The sequence below is a fragment of the Dyadobacter luticola genome, from assembly GCF_005860805.1.
GTDB lineage: Bacteria > Bacteroidota > Bacteroidia > Cytophagales > Spirosomataceae > Dyadobacter > Dyadobacter luticola.
In genome coordinates, this window is sequence record NZ_VCEJ01000005.1 from 462,281 (window position 1) to 478,552 (window position 16,272).

The 16,272-nt window shown below is 46.7% G+C and carries 16 protein-coding genes; 4 read left to right on the forward strand and 12 right to left on the reverse strand.

Annotation, left to right across the window (positions count from 1 at the left end):
- Positions 1 to 27: 27 nt before the first annotated feature.
- The 3 genes from rfbA to galE all read right to left on the reverse strand — a co-directional run bounded on the left by rfbA (position 28) and on the right by galE (position 3,038).
- Positions 28 to 894, reverse strand: a complete 867-nt coding sequence (gene rfbA, locus FEN17_RS21020) for a glucose-1-phosphate thymidylyltransferase RfbA (protein WP_138367353.1) — start codon at positions 892 to 894, stop codon at positions 28 to 30.
- Between the two features lie 72 nt (positions 895 to 966).
- Entirely contained in the window at positions 967 to 2,022 is a 1,056-nt protein-coding gene (gene rfbB / locus FEN17_RS21025; protein ID WP_138367354.1) for a dTDP-glucose 4,6-dehydratase, read from the reverse strand.
- A complete protein-coding gene (gene galE, locus FEN17_RS21030; protein WP_138367355.1) occupies positions 2,019 to 3,038 on the reverse strand; it encodes a UDP-glucose 4-epimerase GalE in 1,020 nt (339 codons plus the stop codon). The genes rfbB and galE overlap by 4 nt, the downstream gene beginning before the upstream one ends.
- 158 nt (positions 3,039 to 3,196) lie before the next feature.
- Here galE and FEN17_RS21035 point away from each other — a divergent pair, with 158 nt between their 5' ends.
- Positions 3,197 to 4,045, forward strand: coding sequence for a transglutaminase-like domain-containing protein (locus FEN17_RS21035; RefSeq protein WP_138367356.1), 849 nt, complete (start codon positions 3,197 to 3,199; stop codon positions 4,043 to 4,045).
- Positions 4,046 to 4,047: 2 nt separating this feature from the next.
- Here FEN17_RS21035 and FEN17_RS21040 read toward each other — a convergent pair whose 3' ends face one another.
- The gene (locus FEN17_RS21040; protein WP_138367357.1) at positions 4,048 to 4,677 is read right to left on the reverse strand and encodes a 4'-phosphopantetheinyl transferase family protein; all 630 of its coding nucleotides are present in this window, start codon (positions 4,675 to 4,677) and stop codon (positions 4,048 to 4,050) included.
- 59 nt (positions 4,678 to 4,736) lie between these two features.
- Between FEN17_RS21040 and FEN17_RS21045 the strand changes: the two genes are divergently transcribed.
- The 3 genes from FEN17_RS21045 to folB all read left to right on the forward strand — a co-directional run bounded on the left by FEN17_RS21045 (position 4,737) and on the right by folB (position 7,093).
- Positions 4,737 to 5,639, forward strand: a complete 903-nt coding sequence (locus tag FEN17_RS21045; RefSeq protein ID WP_138367358.1) for a WD40 repeat domain-containing protein — start codon at positions 4,737 to 4,739, stop codon at positions 5,637 to 5,639.
- Positions 5,640 to 5,741: 102 nt separating this feature from the next.
- A complete protein-coding gene (locus FEN17_RS21050; protein ID WP_138367359.1) occupies positions 5,742 to 6,737 on the forward strand; it encodes a DivIVA domain-containing protein in 996 nt (331 codons plus the stop codon).
- 5 nt (positions 6,738 to 6,742) lie between these two features.
- The gene (gene folB, locus FEN17_RS21055) at positions 6,743 to 7,093 is read left to right on the forward strand and encodes a dihydroneopterin aldolase (protein ID WP_138367360.1); all 351 of its coding nucleotides are present in this window, start codon (positions 6,743 to 6,745) and stop codon (positions 7,091 to 7,093) included.
- A 35-nt stretch (positions 7,094 to 7,128) separates the two neighbouring features.
- On the opposite strand, the gene FEN17_RS21060 is transcribed toward folB, so the two are convergent.
- The 8 genes from FEN17_RS21060 to FEN17_RS21095 form a co-directional block, all read right to left on the reverse strand.
- Positions 7,129 to 8,340, reverse strand: a complete 1,212-nt coding sequence (locus FEN17_RS21060) for a saccharopine dehydrogenase family protein (protein WP_138367361.1) — start codon at positions 8,338 to 8,340, stop codon at positions 7,129 to 7,131.
- Between the two features lie 92 nt (positions 8,341 to 8,432).
- Positions 8,433 to 9,623, reverse strand: a complete 1,191-nt coding sequence (locus FEN17_RS21065) for a PQQ-dependent sugar dehydrogenase (protein ID WP_138367362.1) — start codon at positions 9,621 to 9,623, stop codon at positions 8,433 to 8,435.
- A 57-nt stretch (positions 9,624 to 9,680) separates the two neighbouring features.
- A complete protein-coding gene (locus tag FEN17_RS21070; RefSeq protein ID WP_138367363.1) occupies positions 9,681 to 11,045 on the reverse strand; it encodes an alkaline phosphatase family protein in 1,365 nt (454 codons plus the stop codon).
- On the reverse strand, positions 11,038 to 12,240 hold the full coding sequence (gene eboE, locus FEN17_RS21075) for a metabolite traffic protein EboE (RefSeq protein ID WP_138367364.1): 1,203 nt from the start codon (positions 12,238 to 12,240) through the stop codon (positions 11,038 to 11,040). Before eboE ends, FEN17_RS21070 begins: the two co-directional genes overlap by 8 nt.
- Complete coding sequence (locus FEN17_RS21080; RefSeq protein WP_138367365.1) at positions 12,237 to 13,400, reverse strand: 3-dehydroquinate synthase; 1,164 nt, start codon at positions 13,398 to 13,400, stop codon at positions 12,237 to 12,239. Before FEN17_RS21080 ends, eboE begins: the two co-directional genes overlap by 4 nt.
- A gap of 85 nt (positions 13,401 to 13,485) precedes the next feature.
- Positions 13,486 to 14,355, reverse strand: coding sequence for a UbiA-like protein EboC (gene eboC, locus FEN17_RS21085; RefSeq protein ID WP_138367366.1), 870 nt, complete (start codon positions 14,353 to 14,355; stop codon positions 13,486 to 13,488).
- Position 14,356: 1 nt separating this feature from the next.
- Positions 14,357 to 15,385 carry a TatD family hydrolase gene (locus tag FEN17_RS21090; RefSeq protein ID WP_138367367.1) on the reverse strand — a complete coding sequence of 343 codons (1,029 nt, stop codon included), beginning with the start codon at positions 15,383 to 15,385 and terminating at the stop codon, positions 14,357 to 14,359.
- Between the two features lie 12 nt (positions 15,386 to 15,397).
- Positions 15,398 to 16,246 (reverse strand): EboA domain-containing protein, encoded by an 849-nt coding sequence (locus tag FEN17_RS21095; RefSeq protein WP_138367368.1) that lies wholly within the window; start codon positions 16,244 to 16,246, stop codon positions 15,398 to 15,400.
- Positions 16,247 to 16,272: the final 26 nt, after the last annotated feature.

Here is a 16,272-nt window from a genome sequence, read left to right on the forward strand (position 1 = left end):
AAACCCTGAGCCAGTGATCTTAACTTATCATAAATTGGCTACAATGCGTTCGAGGTAAGTTCCGTAGCCGCTCTTAACCAACGGTTTAGCGATCTCACGCAGTTGTTCTGCATTAATAAAGCCCATCCGAAAAGCGATCTCCTCAATACAGCCCACTTTCAACCCTTGTCTCTCCTCAATCACCTGTACAAACTGTCCGGCTTGCATTAACGATTGAAAAGTACCGGTATCCAGCCAGGCAGTGCCTCTGTTGAGCACACCTACTTTGAGTTTGCCTTTTTCAAGATATACCCGGTTCACGTCGGTAATTTCCAGCTCGCCGCGCGTGGATGGCGGGATCGTTTTCGCGATCTCTACCACATCATTATCATAAAAATATAAACCCGGAACCGCGTAATTGGACTTGGGCGTCTCAGGTTTTTCCTCGATAGAAAGTACGTTATTGGACTTGTCAAACTCCACCACACCGTAGCGCTCGGGATCATGAACCTGGTAAGCGAAAATTACGCCGCCGTCGGGATCATTGTTGGATTGCAGCAGCTGCGAAAGTCCCGCGCCGTAGAAAATATTATCTCCCAGGATCAACGCCACTTTTTCATTTCCGATAAATTCTTCGCCGATGATAAATGCCTGCGCAAGACCATCCGGACTTGGCTGGACTGCGTAGCTGAACTCGCAACCGAGGCGGCTGCCGTCTCCCAGCAGCTTTTCAAAATGCGGCAGATCGTGCGGGGTGGAAATGATAAGGATCTCCCGAATTCCCGCCAGCATTAAGATCGATAGCGGATAATAGATCATTGGTTTGTCGTAAACCGGCATTAATTGTTTACTAACCGCCAATGTGAGGGGGTGCAGCCTCGTACCGGAGCCTCCGGCCAATATAATTCCTTTCATAATGTTGTTTTCAATTGAAATTTAAAACGAATGTGTTGAGATCGGGAGATTTTAAAGGACTACCCGTCCGGACTATCTGTCCGAATACATTTCGTTGTAATATTTCTGGTAATTGCCTGAGGTGACGTTATTAAGCCATTCCTGATTGTTCAGATACCAGTCAACCGTTCTTTCCAGGCCTTCCGCAAATTGCAGCGAAGGTTTCCAGCCCAGTTCTTCCGAAAGTTTGGTGGCGTCGATGGCATATCTCAAATCGTGGCCGGCGCGGTCGGTGACGTAGGTGATCAGTTTTTCAGTTTCTCCCGCTTCACGTCCCAATTTGCGATCCATAATGCTGCAAAGCAACAACACAAGGTCAATGTTTTTCCACTCGTTATGGCCGCCAATGTTGTAAGTTTCGCCATTTACGCCATCATGGAAAATGACATCAATCGCAATTGCGTGGTCTTCTACGAACAACCAGTCGCGGATATTTTCGCCTTTTCCATACACTGGAAGTGGTTTTTGCTGGATAATGTTATGGATCATCAGCGGGATCAGCTTCTCAGGAAAATGGTTTGGGCCGTAGTTGTTGGAGCAATTTGAAATAACAACCGGTAACTTATATGTGTTGTGATAAGCTCTTACAAAATGGTCAGATGAAGCTTTGGAAGCTGAGTAGGGAGAGCGTGGGTCGTATTTGTTGGTTTCAACAAAGAATGTACCCGGGTCGTGGAGCTCGCCGTACACTTCATCCGTAGAAACATGGTAGAAACGACGGTTGCTGAAATCTTCTTTCCAGGCTTGTTTTGCAGCATTCAGCAGATTCACCGTGCCTACAACATTTGTCATCACAAATGACATCGGGTCCGTGATAGACCTGTCGACGTGACTTTCGGCAGCAAGATGAACTACGCCATGGAAATCGTTTTCGCTGAAAAGTTGATCAATAAACGCAGCGTCAACAATGTCTCCTTTTACGAATGTATAATTAGGCTCGTGCTCTATATCCTTGATATTTTCCAGATTTCCTGCATAAGTCAGGGCATCGAGATTATATATGTGATAGTCTGGGTGGAATTTTACGAAGCGACGAACAACGTGTGATCCAATAAAGCCGGCGCCTCCTGTGATTAAGATTTTTTTCATTGTTGAGTAGTTATTTTTAATTGCCAGTTCCACGCATCCCGAAGCGCATTCGCCATGGTTTTTTCAGCGTACCATTTCATTACATTATTGACTTTGTCGGATTGCGCGTAGATTTTTTCAACATCCCCCTCTCTCCGCGGCCCGATGGTGTAGTTCAGTTTCACACCATTTACTTCTTCAAAAGTATTGATCAGTTCCAGCACGGTATAACCTTCGCCAGTTCCTACATTAAATACATCATAAAAATCTGTTTCTGTCTGCGCGTCAAGTAGTTCCAAAGCTTTTACGTGCGCTTTTGCAAGATCTACCACGTGAATAAAATCGCGGATACAAGTACCGTCGGACGTATCATAATCACTTCCGAAAACCGTCAGTGATTTGCGTAGGCCGGCGGCGGTTTGGGTGATAAAGGGTACCAGGTTACTCGGAACACCATTTGGCAGCTCGCCGATCAAGGCCGATTCGTGCGCGCCGATGGGATTGAAATAACGAAGCGAGATCGCCTTTACGCCTGATTTGGCATGAACATAGTCGCGGATAATGTCTTCGCCGATTGCCTTTGTATTCCCGTAAGGTGAATTGGCAGGTTTGCGAGGCGTGTTTTCTGTGACAGGGATTTCGTCGGGCTGACCGTAAACGGTGCAGGAAGAAGAGAAGACGAAGTTAGGTACCTTGAATTCCTGCGCGGCCCGCAGCAGTACCATCAGTGAGATCAGGTTGTTTTCGTAGTAGTTGAGCGGCTTTTCTACCGATTCGCCGACGGCCTTATATGCAGCGAAGTGGATAATGCCGTCAAACTTTTCTTTCTCAAACAGCTCCCTGACTTTTTGTGTGTCGTTGCAATCAATCTCGTAAAAAGGAAAATCCTTGCCTGTGATTTTCTTGATCCCTTCCAGAACCCCGCGGTTGGAGTTGTAAAGATTATCAATGATAACTGGTTCGAACCCCGCTTTATCCAATTCAACAACGGTGTGGGAACCTATGAACCCGGCTCCTCCGGTAACGAGAATTTTCATGCGTTATGGACTTGATTATGTATTAAATATCGTGGTATAGATGGCAAAAATGACGTCGTCGCCCCGCATTTTTTCCGGGCAAAAGTAGAAAATTTGATGTCCATATAAAAAAAATGTTTTTATTTATCCGTTGGTTGTTAAATGCAGATTTGAGGAAAATGAACCAAAGAGAAATCAAGGCACTGATATCCTTGCTTGATGACGAAGATCATGAAGTGAGCCAGCATGTGGAAGGAAAGATCTTGTCATTGGGAGGTAATGTGATCCCTTTTTTGGAAACTGAGTGGGAGGAAAGTTTCAACCCGATCGTTCAGCGGAAAATTGAGGAATTGATCCATGAGCTTCAATTGAGCATTATGATCGAGCGCCTGCAAGCCTGGAAAAACGGGGGAGGACTGGACCTGCTGGAAGGTTTGTGGATCATTGCAACCTATCATTATCCCGACCTTTCGATGGAAAAACTGCGGACGTCCATCGAGCAGCTTTACTACGATATCTGGATCCAGTTTCAGGAAGAAATGAATGCAGTGGACCAGGTAAAAAGGATCAACAGCATTTTTTTCGGTACCATGAATTTCGCGGCGAATACCAAGAATTTCCACTCGCCTTCCAATTCGATGATCAATGTGGTGCTGGAAAGCCGCAGAGGTAACCCGATCACATTATGTGTCATTTATTTGCTGATCGCGCGGAAACTGGGGATGCCGGTTTATGGGGTTAACCTGCCTAATTTGTTTGTATTGACTTACAAAAGTGACAAAACGCAGTTTTATATCAATGTTTTCAACCGGGGGATTATTTTTTCCAAAACAGATATCGATCACTACATTGCCCAGCTGAACATTAAATCCAAAGACATTTTTTATCAGCCCTGCACCAATCTCGAAATCGTGCAGCGTGTTTTGCGAAACCTGATTTTATCTTACGAAAAAACCAGCGAGCAGGAAAAGATCAGGGAAATTGAGAAAATCCTGAAATCGACACTCGACGACCAGGACGATAATTAATTTTAGAGAGAAATCGCGAGGCAGTGCCTGTCAAACCATCTGACATAAATCTTTGAAGTGACGATCAATGTTTCGTCTGTCAGCCTTCCTTCCAGTAACTCGTCGGATTTTTCAAAATGACTGATCCGGATCGAGTCTTTGAAACTGATCTTTTTTTTGCCATACAACTTATATAAGGCTTCTTTCGCGCACCAGTACATGCAGAGCGTGTCGATTTCATTGGCTGCATGCTCAAACTCCGGTACTGACAAATATTTGGAAGAAGTACGCTGCAACTTTTCATCACATTTCTCCATATCGATACCCACTGCGGCGAAAGGATTTAATGCAACCGCGACAAAATCAAAGGTATGGGTGATGGAAATGTGCGAGTCATTATCAATCAGAAATGCCTTGCCGTGCTCGTCTTTGTGCAAACCCACGTAAGCGATCCCGAATTGCTCGGCCAAAGTCTTGATCAGCAGCCTGCTCGCCAGCCACTCGCGGACTTTTTGCGGGTGAGATATCGCGTCCAATTCCTGCGAAATGTAACTTTTACCCAGCATTTCACGTAACTCAACTTCGGTTTCGGTCAGTTTCCAGAGCAGCAGCGTGCAGGTCTCCCCAATAAGTTCGGAATGAACGAGCGGCATAAGAATTCTGTTTACAATTTCTATTTTTGGATACTACTTTCCGCCACAAAATTAATCGGATGAACATTCGCAAAGTAGACACTTTTTCGGGTCATCGGGATAGTGTCTATACAATTATTTCAGATAGTACGACGCACGGTTTTTACTCGGCAGGCGGTGACGGCTTTGTAATCCACTGGGATCTCAACAAGCCGGATCTCGGAAAACTGGTGGCCCGGGCAGGCGCATCGGTGTATGCGATGGCGCTCGACAAAAGTCAGAATGCACTCTGGATCGGGCAGAATTATGAAGGCATCCAGGTGCTGGACATTGCCAATAATAAAATTGAAAAAACGTCCAAACTGACCAATGCAGCTATTTTTGACATTCAAATCCAGGATGGAAATGCATTGCTGGCCGTAGGCGATGGCGTGGTGATCGTCGTCGATATTGCTACCTTCTCGGTACGTAAGCACATCAAAGTTTCGGATAAAAGTGTGCGCAGCATTGCCTTCAACCCTGCCACCAATGAATTCGCTACCGGGGACAGTGATTGTAATGTGCATATTTTCGATATGGATGGTTTTGGTTTAAAAAAGACCATTCAGTCACATTCAAACTCCGTCTTTTCCGTTAAGTATTCACCAGACGGCAAATATCTTTTCACCACCGGGCGTGACGCCCACCTGAAAATCTGGGACGTAAATGATGCATACGGGATGGTAACCGACATACCTGCACATTTATATGCGATCAACGACATTGCGTTCAGTCCCGACAGTGCTTTTTTTGCTACCTGTAGTATGGATAAATCCATCAAAGTCTGGGATGCAGGTACACTTAAATTAAAGAAAATCATCGACCGGGCGCGTCACGCAGGGCACGGAACTTCGGTCAATAAACTCCTCTGGACAGGCTTTGAAAACCAGTTAATATCATGCAGCGACGACCGCATGATATCCGTTTGGGAAGTGTTTGAATAGCATACTTATAATATGGTATTATTGGCAAATACTTTGAAAAATGGTTCTTATATCTTTAACTTACACGACTGTTTCTAACCTAGTAACAAAGCATTCAGCATCATGAAGATATCCGCAATAGAGATACGCAAGCATACTTTTGAGAAGATTTTCAGAGGTTACGACCCGGATGAAGTAGATGCTTTTTTGAACTCGTTGTCGCAGGAATGGGAACGTTTTGCAAGTGAAAACAGTCTGCTGAAAATGCAGTTGGAATACGCTGAAAAAGAGCTGAGTAAGCTGAAAGATATTGAATCCACACTGTTCAGAACATTAAAAGCCGCCGAGGATACCAGCAGGCTGATCGAGAAGGAAGCGAACGAAAAAGCGGAGCAGAGAATAGAGGAATCACGGATCGCGGCAGACCAGTTGGTGTCGGAAGCTGAGGCCCGGACCAACCAGGTAATTACGCAAACCGAGGAGCGCCTGAGACAGTATAAAGAGGAGTTTGCGCTTGAAATCAAGAAACAGGAAAGAGACTTTAAAGCGATTGAAAACTTCCGCGACAACCTGGTTGTGCAGCTGACTTCTTTGGCCAATAATACCATTGATACCGTCGATCGTTTCGAGCAGAAATATGATAAAGAATCCGTTCTGAACAAGATGGAGGAAATCAGGCAGCATGTTTCAGAAATCGAGATTCCTAAAAAGGCGGTTTATCACACGCCGGTCGAAATGGAAGTGGTGGAAGAGCAGCCGGAGGTAGAGGAAGTGACGCCTGAGCTGACGGTTGTTTTGCAGGACGATAAACCGGAAGTTGTTTTCGAAGTAGCTGATATTGAGGATGAAATTGAAGAGGAATTAGCAGAGCCGGAGGCAACATCGGCGCAGGAAGAAATTGCGCCGATAGAAGAGCCGGAACCTGAGCCGGTGGAGGAAAAGGTCGCATACCAACCTCGTGAAACGGTAAAAACTGCGGCGGACGAAATGAATGAGGTACTGGCTGAAATGCACAAGACAGCAGAGAAAGCCCGTGAAAATTCTGGCGGCGTTAACCGTCCCCGCGAAAATACCAGGAAGCCTAGCAGTGGCGGTGGTTCATTCTTTGATCAAATCTAGCCACATTGGGAACGATCAGCCTCGAAGGACTCGAATTTTTTGCTTATCACGGATACTATCCTGAGGAGCAGCGGATTGGCAACAAATATGCGCTGGACATTACCATCACAACCAATTTCCAGGAAGCCGCACAAAGTGATAAATTAAGTGAAACGGTCAACTATGAGACCATTTACCAGATCGCCTCAAAAGTAATGCAAGAGCCAGCCAAGTTGCTGGAACACATTGGTTTTAGTGTGATTGCAAAAATAAGGGAGTCGTACCCGGCAGTGGAAAATGTGACTGTCAGGGTTTCCAAGTTCAACCCGCCGGTTGGTGGAGTTTGTACCCGGGCGGTGATCACGATGGAAGGATAATAAAAGAGCCGGTTTCGAAACCGGCTCTTTTATTATTAGTATTCGTGGGGCAAATTAACGTTAATCCGCTCATTCCAATGCAATCCATGCTGGTTGAGCAGATCCATGAAAGGATCCGGATTCAGTTCCTCAACATTATAAACGCCCGGTTTCATCCATTCTTCGTTGGTCAGCATCAGCATTGCACCGATCATTGCCGGTACACCGGTGGTGTAACTCACAGCCTGCGCCCGCACTTCGCGGTAGCATTCAGCGTGATCGCAGTTATTCCAGACGTAGTAGGTTTTCTCTTCCCCATTTTCAATTCCCTTGATCTGGCATCCGATGGACGTTTGTCCTGAATAATTTTCACCCAGAGAATCCGGAGCAGGAAGTACTGCTTTCAAAAATTCCAGCGGCACAATGTCCATTCCTTGAAATTTGATCGGCTTAATGCTGGTCATACCCACATTTTCCAGCACATTCAAGTGCGTAATGTAAGCCTGGCCGAAAGTCATCCAAAAACGTGCGCGTTTCAAGGTCGGGAAGTTCTTTACCAAAGATTCAAGTTCCTCGTGGTAAAGCACATAGCTTTCTTTCGGCCCGATGCAAGGGTATTCGATGGGTTTATGGATAGACATCGCAGGGATTTCAATCCACTCGCCATTTTCCCAATAGCGGCCGGGTTGCGTAATTTCCCGAATGTTGATTTCAGGGTTAAAATTCGTTGCGAAAGCTTTACCGTGGTCACCGGCATTACAATCAATGATATCCAGATAATGTAGCTCGTCGAAATGATGCTTTGCGGCATAGGCTGTAAAAACCTGCGTCACGCCCGGATCGAAACCGCAGCCGAGTACCGCCATCAAACCGGCATCTTTAAATCTTTGCTGATAAGCCCACTGCCAGCTATATTCAAATTTGGCAACATCTTTGGGCTCATAATTGGCAGTATCCAGGTAATGTACGCCGGTAGCGAGGCAGGCTTCCATGATCGTCAGATCCTGATACGGCAGCGCAACATTGATCAAAACTTTTGGCTGAAAACGTTTGATCAGCAGCACTGTTTCGGCCACGATGTCCGCATCAACCTGCGCAGTCTGGATGGTCACGCCATGCATTTCCAGGATCTCCGCTGCGATTTTATCGCATTTTGCTTTTGTGCGGCTGGCAAGTAAGATTTCCGTAAAAACGCCGCTATTTAATGCGCATTTATGCGCGACAACACTACCAACCCCACCAGCACCAATGATTAATACCTTGGACATTTCGATTTGTTTGTTTTTTAGACCTGACAGGTTTTAAAACCCATCAGGTCCAGTTTCTAATTCCGGCAAAGATAGAACCCGAGGCTAACTTTTCAATTTAAATTTCCGTTAACCAGCTTCATGATTCTGCCTTCGCCGTAGTTTAAAAAGTATACTTCGCCTTTCAAATCCTGGCCAAATGACGAAATGCTCCCCTGTCCTTCCAGCAAAACTGCGTTGCTTTTTTTCTTGTCGCCATCCAGTTCCAAAGCCCAGATCCGCCCGCTGACGTAATCTCCATAAATGTATTTGCCAGCCAGAGACGGAATCCCTGTACCGTGATAGACATACCCGCCGGTCACCGAATGATCACCATTGTCCTGGACATAATCATGGATTGGTTCAATCAACCCGGAGCGATCGCAATTGGAGGAAGGATTGTAGCAATTGACACCTTCTTTCAGGCGCCAGCCATAGTTACCGCCTTTGCTGATAATGTCAATTTCCTCTCTTTTATTCTGGCCCACATCGCCGGCAAAAAGACGCCCGGTTTCCGTATCAAAGCTGATCCGCCAGGGGTTCCTGAGTCCGTAAGCATAAATTTCCGGGAAACCCTCACTGCCATTTGCATACGGATTATCTGCCGGGATGCCATAATTGCCTTTTGCCGTACTGTTTACATCCACTCGCAGAATTTTTCCAAGATGACTTTTCAGATTTTGCGCATTGTTCTGTGGATCGCCGCCGCTGCCGCCGTCACCCGCCGCAATATATAAGTAGCCGTCTTTTCCAAACTGGATCGAGCCGCCATTGTGGTTATCATAAGGTTGATTATAAGTAAAAAGCACCGCTTCACTCCGAGGATCGGCCTGATTGCTGGTAGGCGAAGTGGCCTTGTAACGTGCAATGATGGTTTTCAGCGGATTGCCAGCCGTATAGTTGACAAAGAAATAACCATTAGTTTTAAAGTCAGGGTGAAATGCCAACCCCAGCAAGCCGCGCTCGCCGCCATCCTGTACTTTATCTTTAATATCCAGAAAAACGCTGCTGGTCGAGGCTGATTTTGAATTTTGAAAAACCTTGATAACCCCAGCCTGCTCCACGACGAAAAACCGGGAGCTATCTCCGGGAACCTGCTTCATTTCAACAGGTAAGGTAAATTTGAGTGAAGGAAATGCGTCTGTGGCGCTGATGTCTTTGGCTGTTTCAGCAGGTAACTCCGGCGTTTCTCTTTCGGTTGACGAGCAGGCGATCGTGAGTACGACCAGAAAAGCGGGGATGAGTCGGTTGAGTGAAGTGTTCATGACGTTGAAGTTTTTCTTTTTACAACGTCATGAAGGTAGTTTTGTTTCGAAATTCCTTTAAATCAAGTGCTTCCAGATGACATCGTACACATCGATCGCTTCGATTTCGGATTTTTCCAAAGCATTATCGGTAATGCAGATCGGATAATATTGCGCCGGGACATTGGGACTACCGTGAGAGCCTTTAACCAATGTTGCATCCAGCGGGATTACATCCATCAAATACCTGAAACCCATCAATTTACGCGCCAGCTTATAGCCGGCACGAAGCTTGATTAAAGGATTTTTCGGATCCATGAACATTTCCACCGGATCGTAGCCCGGCTTGCGGTGAATGTCTACCAAATGTGCATAATCCGGTGCTTTCGCGTCATCAAACCAGTAATAATAGGTAAACCAGCTATCCGGCTTGGCAACGACCACAATGTCGCCCGCGCGCTCGTGATCAATGTGATAAGCTTTTTGCGCCTCCCGGTCGAGTACCAGATCGATGCCCGGTGTTTTTTTCAAAACATTCATCACCTGATCTTTCACCGACGGATCATTCAGATATATGTGCGCGATCTGGTGGTCGGCGGCGGCAAATGCTTTTGAAACGCCCGGATCCAGTAACTCGTACCAGCGCTCATTCCGCACAGATATCAAACCTTCGTTTCTGAGAATGCGGTTGATATGGATCGGATTATTGACAGGGTTGATGCCATATTCAGAAAGTAAAATCACCTTCGCGTTCCTTGCCTCATAAAATTCCACCAGCTCTTTCACCACATCATCGATCTCCTTCAATTCATTGCCGATCTTGGAAAAATCAGGCCCGAATTTTTGCAGACAATAATCCAGATGCGGCAGGTAAATCAATGTCAGCGTCGGATTATGCCTTTTTTCAACCGACATGGAAGCATCTGCGATCCATCGCGTAGACTTAATGTTGGCATTCGGTCCCCAAAAATTGAAGAGTGGAAATTGCCCCAGCTCTTTCTGCAACTCATCCCGAAGCTCAGGCGGATAAGAATAGCAATCGGGCGCTTTGACACCGTCGGCATGATATTGCGGCCGAGGCGTCACCGAAAAATCGGCGGTGGAGTACATATTATACCACCAGAACATTTTGGAAACTGTAAAATTCGGGTCCAGTTTCCTGGCCGCATCCCAAATTTTCTCACCCTTCACGAGCTTGTTCGACTGTTTCCAAAACTTCATTTCGGCATCGTCACGATCATACCAACCGTTTCCGACTATACCATTTTCAGCCGGCCACTTTCCGGTAATGTATGTGCTCTGAGAAGTAGTAGTAACCGCCGGCAAGACAGGCTTGATCGGCGTCAGATGCTTTTTTTTCAGATAACCGGCGAGAAAAGGCGTATGCTCGCCGATCAGATTGGCGCTCAGGGCGACAATGTCAATAACAACGGTCTTATTCATGGTTCAGGATTTTCTTCACCCACTCGATTTCCCGCACGATGGATTCGCCGATGGGCTTTTGCATATCTTCGGGCAGGACGCCCCAGGTATAAGTTTCCACTTCCAGGTAGGAAGAAAATGGATTTTCGCAATGTAAAGCAAGGGTTTTTACAATATCGCCCTGTGTGGAATCGAGCACGCCGTAGGAATCAATAAAAAGCGGAACATGGAAATGCACGCGCCACTCTTCCTGGTTTTCCTTCCAGTCGGCCAGCGCTTCGTTCAGGTCGGGATAATGTATAAACGAATGATCTGCGTTTCGGGCAACCACCTGGTGCAGGTACACCGGCTCGTCGAATGTTTCGATCGCTTTCAGCTTAATCTCTTTCTCACTCGAAAAATTCACTTTCAACGCTGAGCTGACCTGTATCCTGCCCACTTTGATGCCATTTGCATTCAAATCCTCCACCAATTCTGCCGGATCTTCGTAACCTACCGCCGCGTGGCAAATATCATAGCAAAGCTGAATGTGCCTTAAAATCAGACCTCTTGCTTCGCTAGGTTCAAACCCATGTTTTTCGGACAAATAAATGGTGCCTTCCGGCAGCAATGTCTGATTGTACCAGGTGATAAAGTCGGAAATATTATCCAGCAAACCATCTGGCTCGGGTTCAATGTCAAGATGCAGGTATTTGCCTGTTTCGTTTTCTATATCAATCAGTTCATCAAGCAGTTGCAGTACGTGGTGCGTCGCTTCGCGGGTTGCCTGATATTTGTCGGCGTCGGATTTCCACCATAACCTGTAAGAAAGCGGAGGCGTAGAAACACCGCCGTGCATGCCTTCGGGCAGCAGCTCCGCTAGAATGTTAAAAAGTCGGATGGTATATTCGAGGCGGTCGGTCGTCGTCCAATCCGGCGTGTGTACATTGTCTTTTACAACAACATTGTGAAAGCCGCCGTAGGGAAAACCGTTGATTACGAATACATAAATGTCATTTTCGTCCAGCCAGTTTTTGAATTCCAGTAAAACCTCCGGCCGCGTTAATTCGATAGAAGCTTCATTCGCCACCCGTAATCCTAACCCAAATGGCTGATCCGGCGCAAGTTGTCCCTTAATGTAAGGCAATGTATCCCGCAATGCTTTGAAATGATCAGCCCATTTTTCGCCCGGATGAATGTTGCTGCAATAGGTAAGGTGTCCGAAAGGCGTGATCATAGGGTATGGATAATTTTTGAACTTTCGAGGTAATCGACTGACTGTGAGATAATATCTGCATCCAGCTCATGAACTTCCACACCTTTGCCGATTTTATCCAAAAGCATAATGGTCAGTCGGCCGCCCAAATGTTCGCGGAATTCCTGCAAACCATTTCGAAGGTTAATCTTGTCGTTTTCAGCAAGTTTGGGATGATATAGTTCAAAGCCCAATTTGTTCAGCACATCCAGGATTCTGTTCAGATCCGACTCCGGCAGCTTGCCTACCTTTTCAGAATAAACACAATCCAATGCAATGCCGATGGCTACCGCCTCACCGTGACGTACCTGAAAATCAGTAAGATACTCCAATTTATGCGCAGCCCAATGTCCAAAATCCAATGGTCTGGACGAACCGAATTCAAAAGGATCGCCGCCCGCAATGTGGTCGGTGTGCATCTCGGCACAGCGGTGGATCAGGTATGACATGGCGGCTTCATCACGATTGGCCAGCGCAGTAGCTTTTTCTTCAATCCACTCAAAAAATGCCTGATCCTTAATCAGAGAAACTTTAATCGCCTCGGCAATTCCCCCGCGCCAGTCGCGATCGTCCAATGTTCTCAAAAAAGTAAGATCATTGAAAACAGCCACCGGCGGCGCAAATGTGCCCAGGAAGTTCTTTTTACCGTGAAAATTGATGCCATTTTTAACACCAACACCGGAATCGTTTTGAGACAAAACCGTTGTTGGAATGCGGATCAGCTTGATACCCCGGTGCGAAACAGCAGCAGCATAACCCACCAAATCCAGCACCGCGCCACCGCCAATCCCGATCACAAAGGAATGTCTGTCAATGCCGTAAGTATCGACAGCTTGTGCCAACTTATTGAATAATTCAGGATCATTTTTGGAAGCCTCGCCGCCCGGAACCATGATAATGTCCGCAGCCAGTTGAATGTTTGGAACAGCCGCTGCGAAATACGTACGGATCTGATCAGCAAGACCCGGATGATGCGCCGCGAATCCTTCATCCACCACAACCAGCGCCTTCCGCTGAAATCCTTCTTCGCTGAATTTTTTGAAAAAATCAGCCAGTAATGTGTTAGAATGATCAAACAGGTATTCGGTGAAGAATACCGAATAGTTGTATTCTATTTTAAAACTTTGTTGTATCGTTTGCATTGAACTCGACATACTACACTCCGGAATGCATTTATTATAAGACTAAATTCAGGGTTATTCCCCTCTTCCTATATCATTTTTAACCCTAAGTTACTGCGAAAACCCGTGCCAGAAGCAGGGATAAAGGTAATAAAGCCAAAACCGCCAGCGCCAGCGGCAGTAATCCGAAAGCCGCGCACCACGAAGCATTCATCACAATCAGTGAAATCACCCCGGCCTTTACCGCTTTCCCAATCATCGGGCCAATTGGATTCTGGATCGCGTTAAACAGCGGGCGACCGATCAGCCAGGTGTGTAAAAGCACAAATGGGATCGTGAAGAGCAGGTTTCCCTGCCGGCTTGAAATCGTTAATTGTGCTGACAAAACGATGAGGTAAAGCAGCGCGGCAATATATAATGTCCGTTTTTTACCGCCGTGCACCTCATCCTGGCTGATCAATGTGATCGCGCCAATGTAGGCGATGGGCAAAAGTGCGATTAACCCCCATTTTTGAAACGATTCGGGCAAAACGCTCATACCCAGGATCAAATTTCCGCCCCGGCACATTCCCATCGTGAGCGGGCCAAAAAACACGTGATGCTTGGCAAAACGGTTATACAGTACTGTCAGCACGGCGATTACGATGGCGATCATTCCGCTTTGTATGCTGAAAATCCCTGCTGCGATAATGCCTAGCAAAAGCAAAGAAATTCCCATAGTCGCCGCAGCAGATAAAGGCACTCTACCACTCGGAATCGGTCTTTCAGGGCGCTCAATGCTGTCGAGTTTTGCATCGAAAACATCATTCATCACCACGCCGCCACCGTACAATCCCAATGTTGAAAGTACGAGCCAGGCGGGCGAAAAATCTGAAAATGCAAATTGTGCGATCGCCAGTCCCGCCAGAATATCGGCGATGGCCGTAACAAGGTTGGCCGGGCGGGTTAGCTGCAGATAAGGTTTTAAAGTACTCACTTTATTGAATGACGAGGGAATCTTTGACGGGCGCAGGCTGCTGGCCTCCTCTTAAAATACTGTTACCGTGGAATTTAGCAGATTGATCAATGCTGTATCCTCCTTCGAAATCATTCACATCGATCTGTCCGCTTTTCCCGAAAGCATCGATGGCATGCTGATAAGTTACCAGCCTGATCGTCTCATCCGGAATGCCACGCATTTTCATTAATGCAGCAGTTTTTGGGATAGCCAGCGGATCGGAGATTCCCCAGTCTGCCGCCGAGTTGATCATAATCCTTTCAGGACCATATTGTTCCACCACTTTTACCATACGTTCGTTACCCATTTTGGTAAAAGGATAAATTGTGAATGCCGCCCAGAAACCCTGATCCAGCACGCTTTTCACGGTTTCTTCATTGTTATGGTCCACAATCACCCACGATGGGTCGATGCCATGTTCCAAAGCAATGGCCATACTGCGTTCGGTACCTTTCTTTTTGTCGCGGTGCGGGGTGTGGATTTGTACCGGCAGTTTGGCTTCTTTGGCCAGTTCCAGTTGAAGGCGGTAATATTTTTCTTCGGCGGGCGTCTGGTCGTCAAAACCAATTTCGCCCACGCCCACCACGCCTTCTTTATATATGTATAGCGGCAGGATTTCCATCACCTGCTCAGCCAGCGGCTCATTATTCGCCTCGCGGGAGTTCAGACCCATCGTGCAATAATGTTTAATGCCAAATTGCGAAGAACGAAATCTTTCCCAACCAACCAAACTGCTGTAATAATCTTTAAAACTGGATAACCCGGTACGCGGCTGCCCGACCCAGAAAGCCGGCTCGATCAGGCCGACTATACCCGCCTGGTGCATGGCCTGGTAATCGTCGGTAGTACGTGAAACCATGTGGATATGCGGATCGAAAAACCGCATTCCTTTGATCAGATCACGGTAATCGTTCCAGGCAATGTCGCGGTGTGCGGGGTTGTTGACGGCCTCTTCGCTTTCTTCGAAATGAGAAGGATTTGGCGCAGTTTCATTATGGTTTAGGCACATAGGTTTTCAATGTCAATGTTCAAGATCAGCCCAGGTAAGCGCGCCGGACTTGACGGATTTTTCCAGATCGGTGTATTTTGCAAGTAAGTAATTGGCAGCGCTTGAATTGGACTCAGCGCAAGCCAGGGCTGCTGCTTTTTGATCGTCAACGTTTTGAGAATCAAATAAATGCTGCATATCAGCGAGCAAAGGAGCATTCAAATATTTTCCAACCAACCGCCAAACTTGTGCAGGAACACTTCTGCCCGCTGCCCAGCGTTCGTGCGCAAAATCCGATAGGGTTAATGCCAGTTTTTCATTCGTCCGGTTTTCGAGACCTTCTATTAAATGAATCGGTTTATCATTGAAAATCGTCTTCAAAACCAGCTGGTTCCAGGCGGCTTCGCTGAAATGTTTTTCGGGATAAGGATTGTGTAATGCGATGGCGTCGAACACAAAACCCATATTGGAACGAACTGCATCCGTAGCCCTGAAAAGCCACTGATCGGGATAAGAAAGAAGGGGTAATGCCGAGTAAAGCGCCACGAGCTCGTTCATTTCGGCCGTGTCGAAAAGCGTTTCAATGTTCTTTACATAGTCGCTTTTGTCGGAAGGATCGAGCTGGGTTAGCAGCCAAACACGGCTTAATCTTACCAGCGACCAGCCTTCAACAGAAAATCCGGGGATTTCTGCATTGAGCTCCCACTGTTCTTCCTGGCTGGTCTGGATGATTTTCTTAGGTAAAAACCTCGGGACTGCGACGAATGCAGTCATGAGTTCAAGCGGGTTGGATGTTCCTTTTTGTGCGAGCCAGTCGGCCTCGGGTTCGGTCGTGTGCTGCCCGATGATCGCCCAAATTTTATCTTTAATGATGTCGGACATAACGTTACTGTCATTCTGATCTACGC

Excerpts from the sequence above, each read along its gene's own strand:
- rfbA (WP_138367353.1), bottom strand. The coding sequence starts at position 894 with ATGAAAGGAATTATATTGGCCGGAGGCTCCGGTACGAGGCTGCACCCC.
- rfbB (WP_138367354.1), bottom strand. The coding sequence starts at position 2,022 with ATGAAAAAAATCTTAATCACAGGAGGCGCCGGCTTTATTGGATCACAC.
- galE (WP_138367355.1), bottom strand. The coding sequence starts at position 3,038 with ATGAAAATTCTCGTTACCGGAGGAGCCGGGTTCATAGGTTCCCACACC.
- FEN17_RS21035 (WP_138367356.1), top strand. The coding sequence starts at position 3,197 with ATGAACCAAAGAGAAATCAAGGCACTGATATCCTTGCTTGATGACGAA.
- FEN17_RS21040 (WP_138367357.1), bottom strand. The coding sequence starts at position 4,677 with ATGCCGCTCGTTCATTCCGAACTTATTGGGGAGACCTGCACGCTGCTG.
- FEN17_RS21045 (WP_138367358.1), top strand. The coding sequence starts at position 4,737 with ATGAACATTCGCAAAGTAGACACTTTTTCGGGTCATCGGGATAGTGTC.
- FEN17_RS21050 (WP_138367359.1), top strand. The coding sequence starts at position 5,742 with ATGAAGATATCCGCAATAGAGATACGCAAGCATACTTTTGAGAAGATT.
- FEN17_RS21060 (WP_138367361.1), bottom strand. The coding sequence starts at position 8,340 with ATGTCCAAGGTATTAATCATTGGTGCTGGTGGGGTTGGTAGTGTTGTC.
- FEN17_RS21065 (WP_138367362.1), bottom strand. The coding sequence starts at position 9,623 with ATGAACACTTCACTCAACCGACTCATCCCCGCTTTTCTGGTCGTACTC.
- FEN17_RS21070 (WP_138367363.1), bottom strand. The coding sequence starts at position 11,045 with ATGAATAAGACCGTTGTTATTGACATTGTCGCCCTGAGCGCCAATCTG.
- eboE (WP_138367364.1), bottom strand. The coding sequence starts at position 12,240 with ATGATCACGCCTTTCGGACACCTTACCTATTGCAGCAACATTCATCCG.
- FEN17_RS21080 (WP_138367365.1), bottom strand. The coding sequence starts at position 13,400 with ATGCAAACGATACAACAAAGTTTTAAAATAGAATACAACTATTCGGTA.
- FEN17_RS21090 (WP_138367367.1), bottom strand. The coding sequence starts at position 15,385 with ATGTGCCTAAACCATAATGAAACTGCGCCAAATCCTTCTCATTTCGAA.
- FEN17_RS21095 (WP_138367368.1), bottom strand. The coding sequence starts at position 16,246 with ATGTCCGACATCATTAAAGATAAAATTTGGGCGATCATCGGGCAGCAC.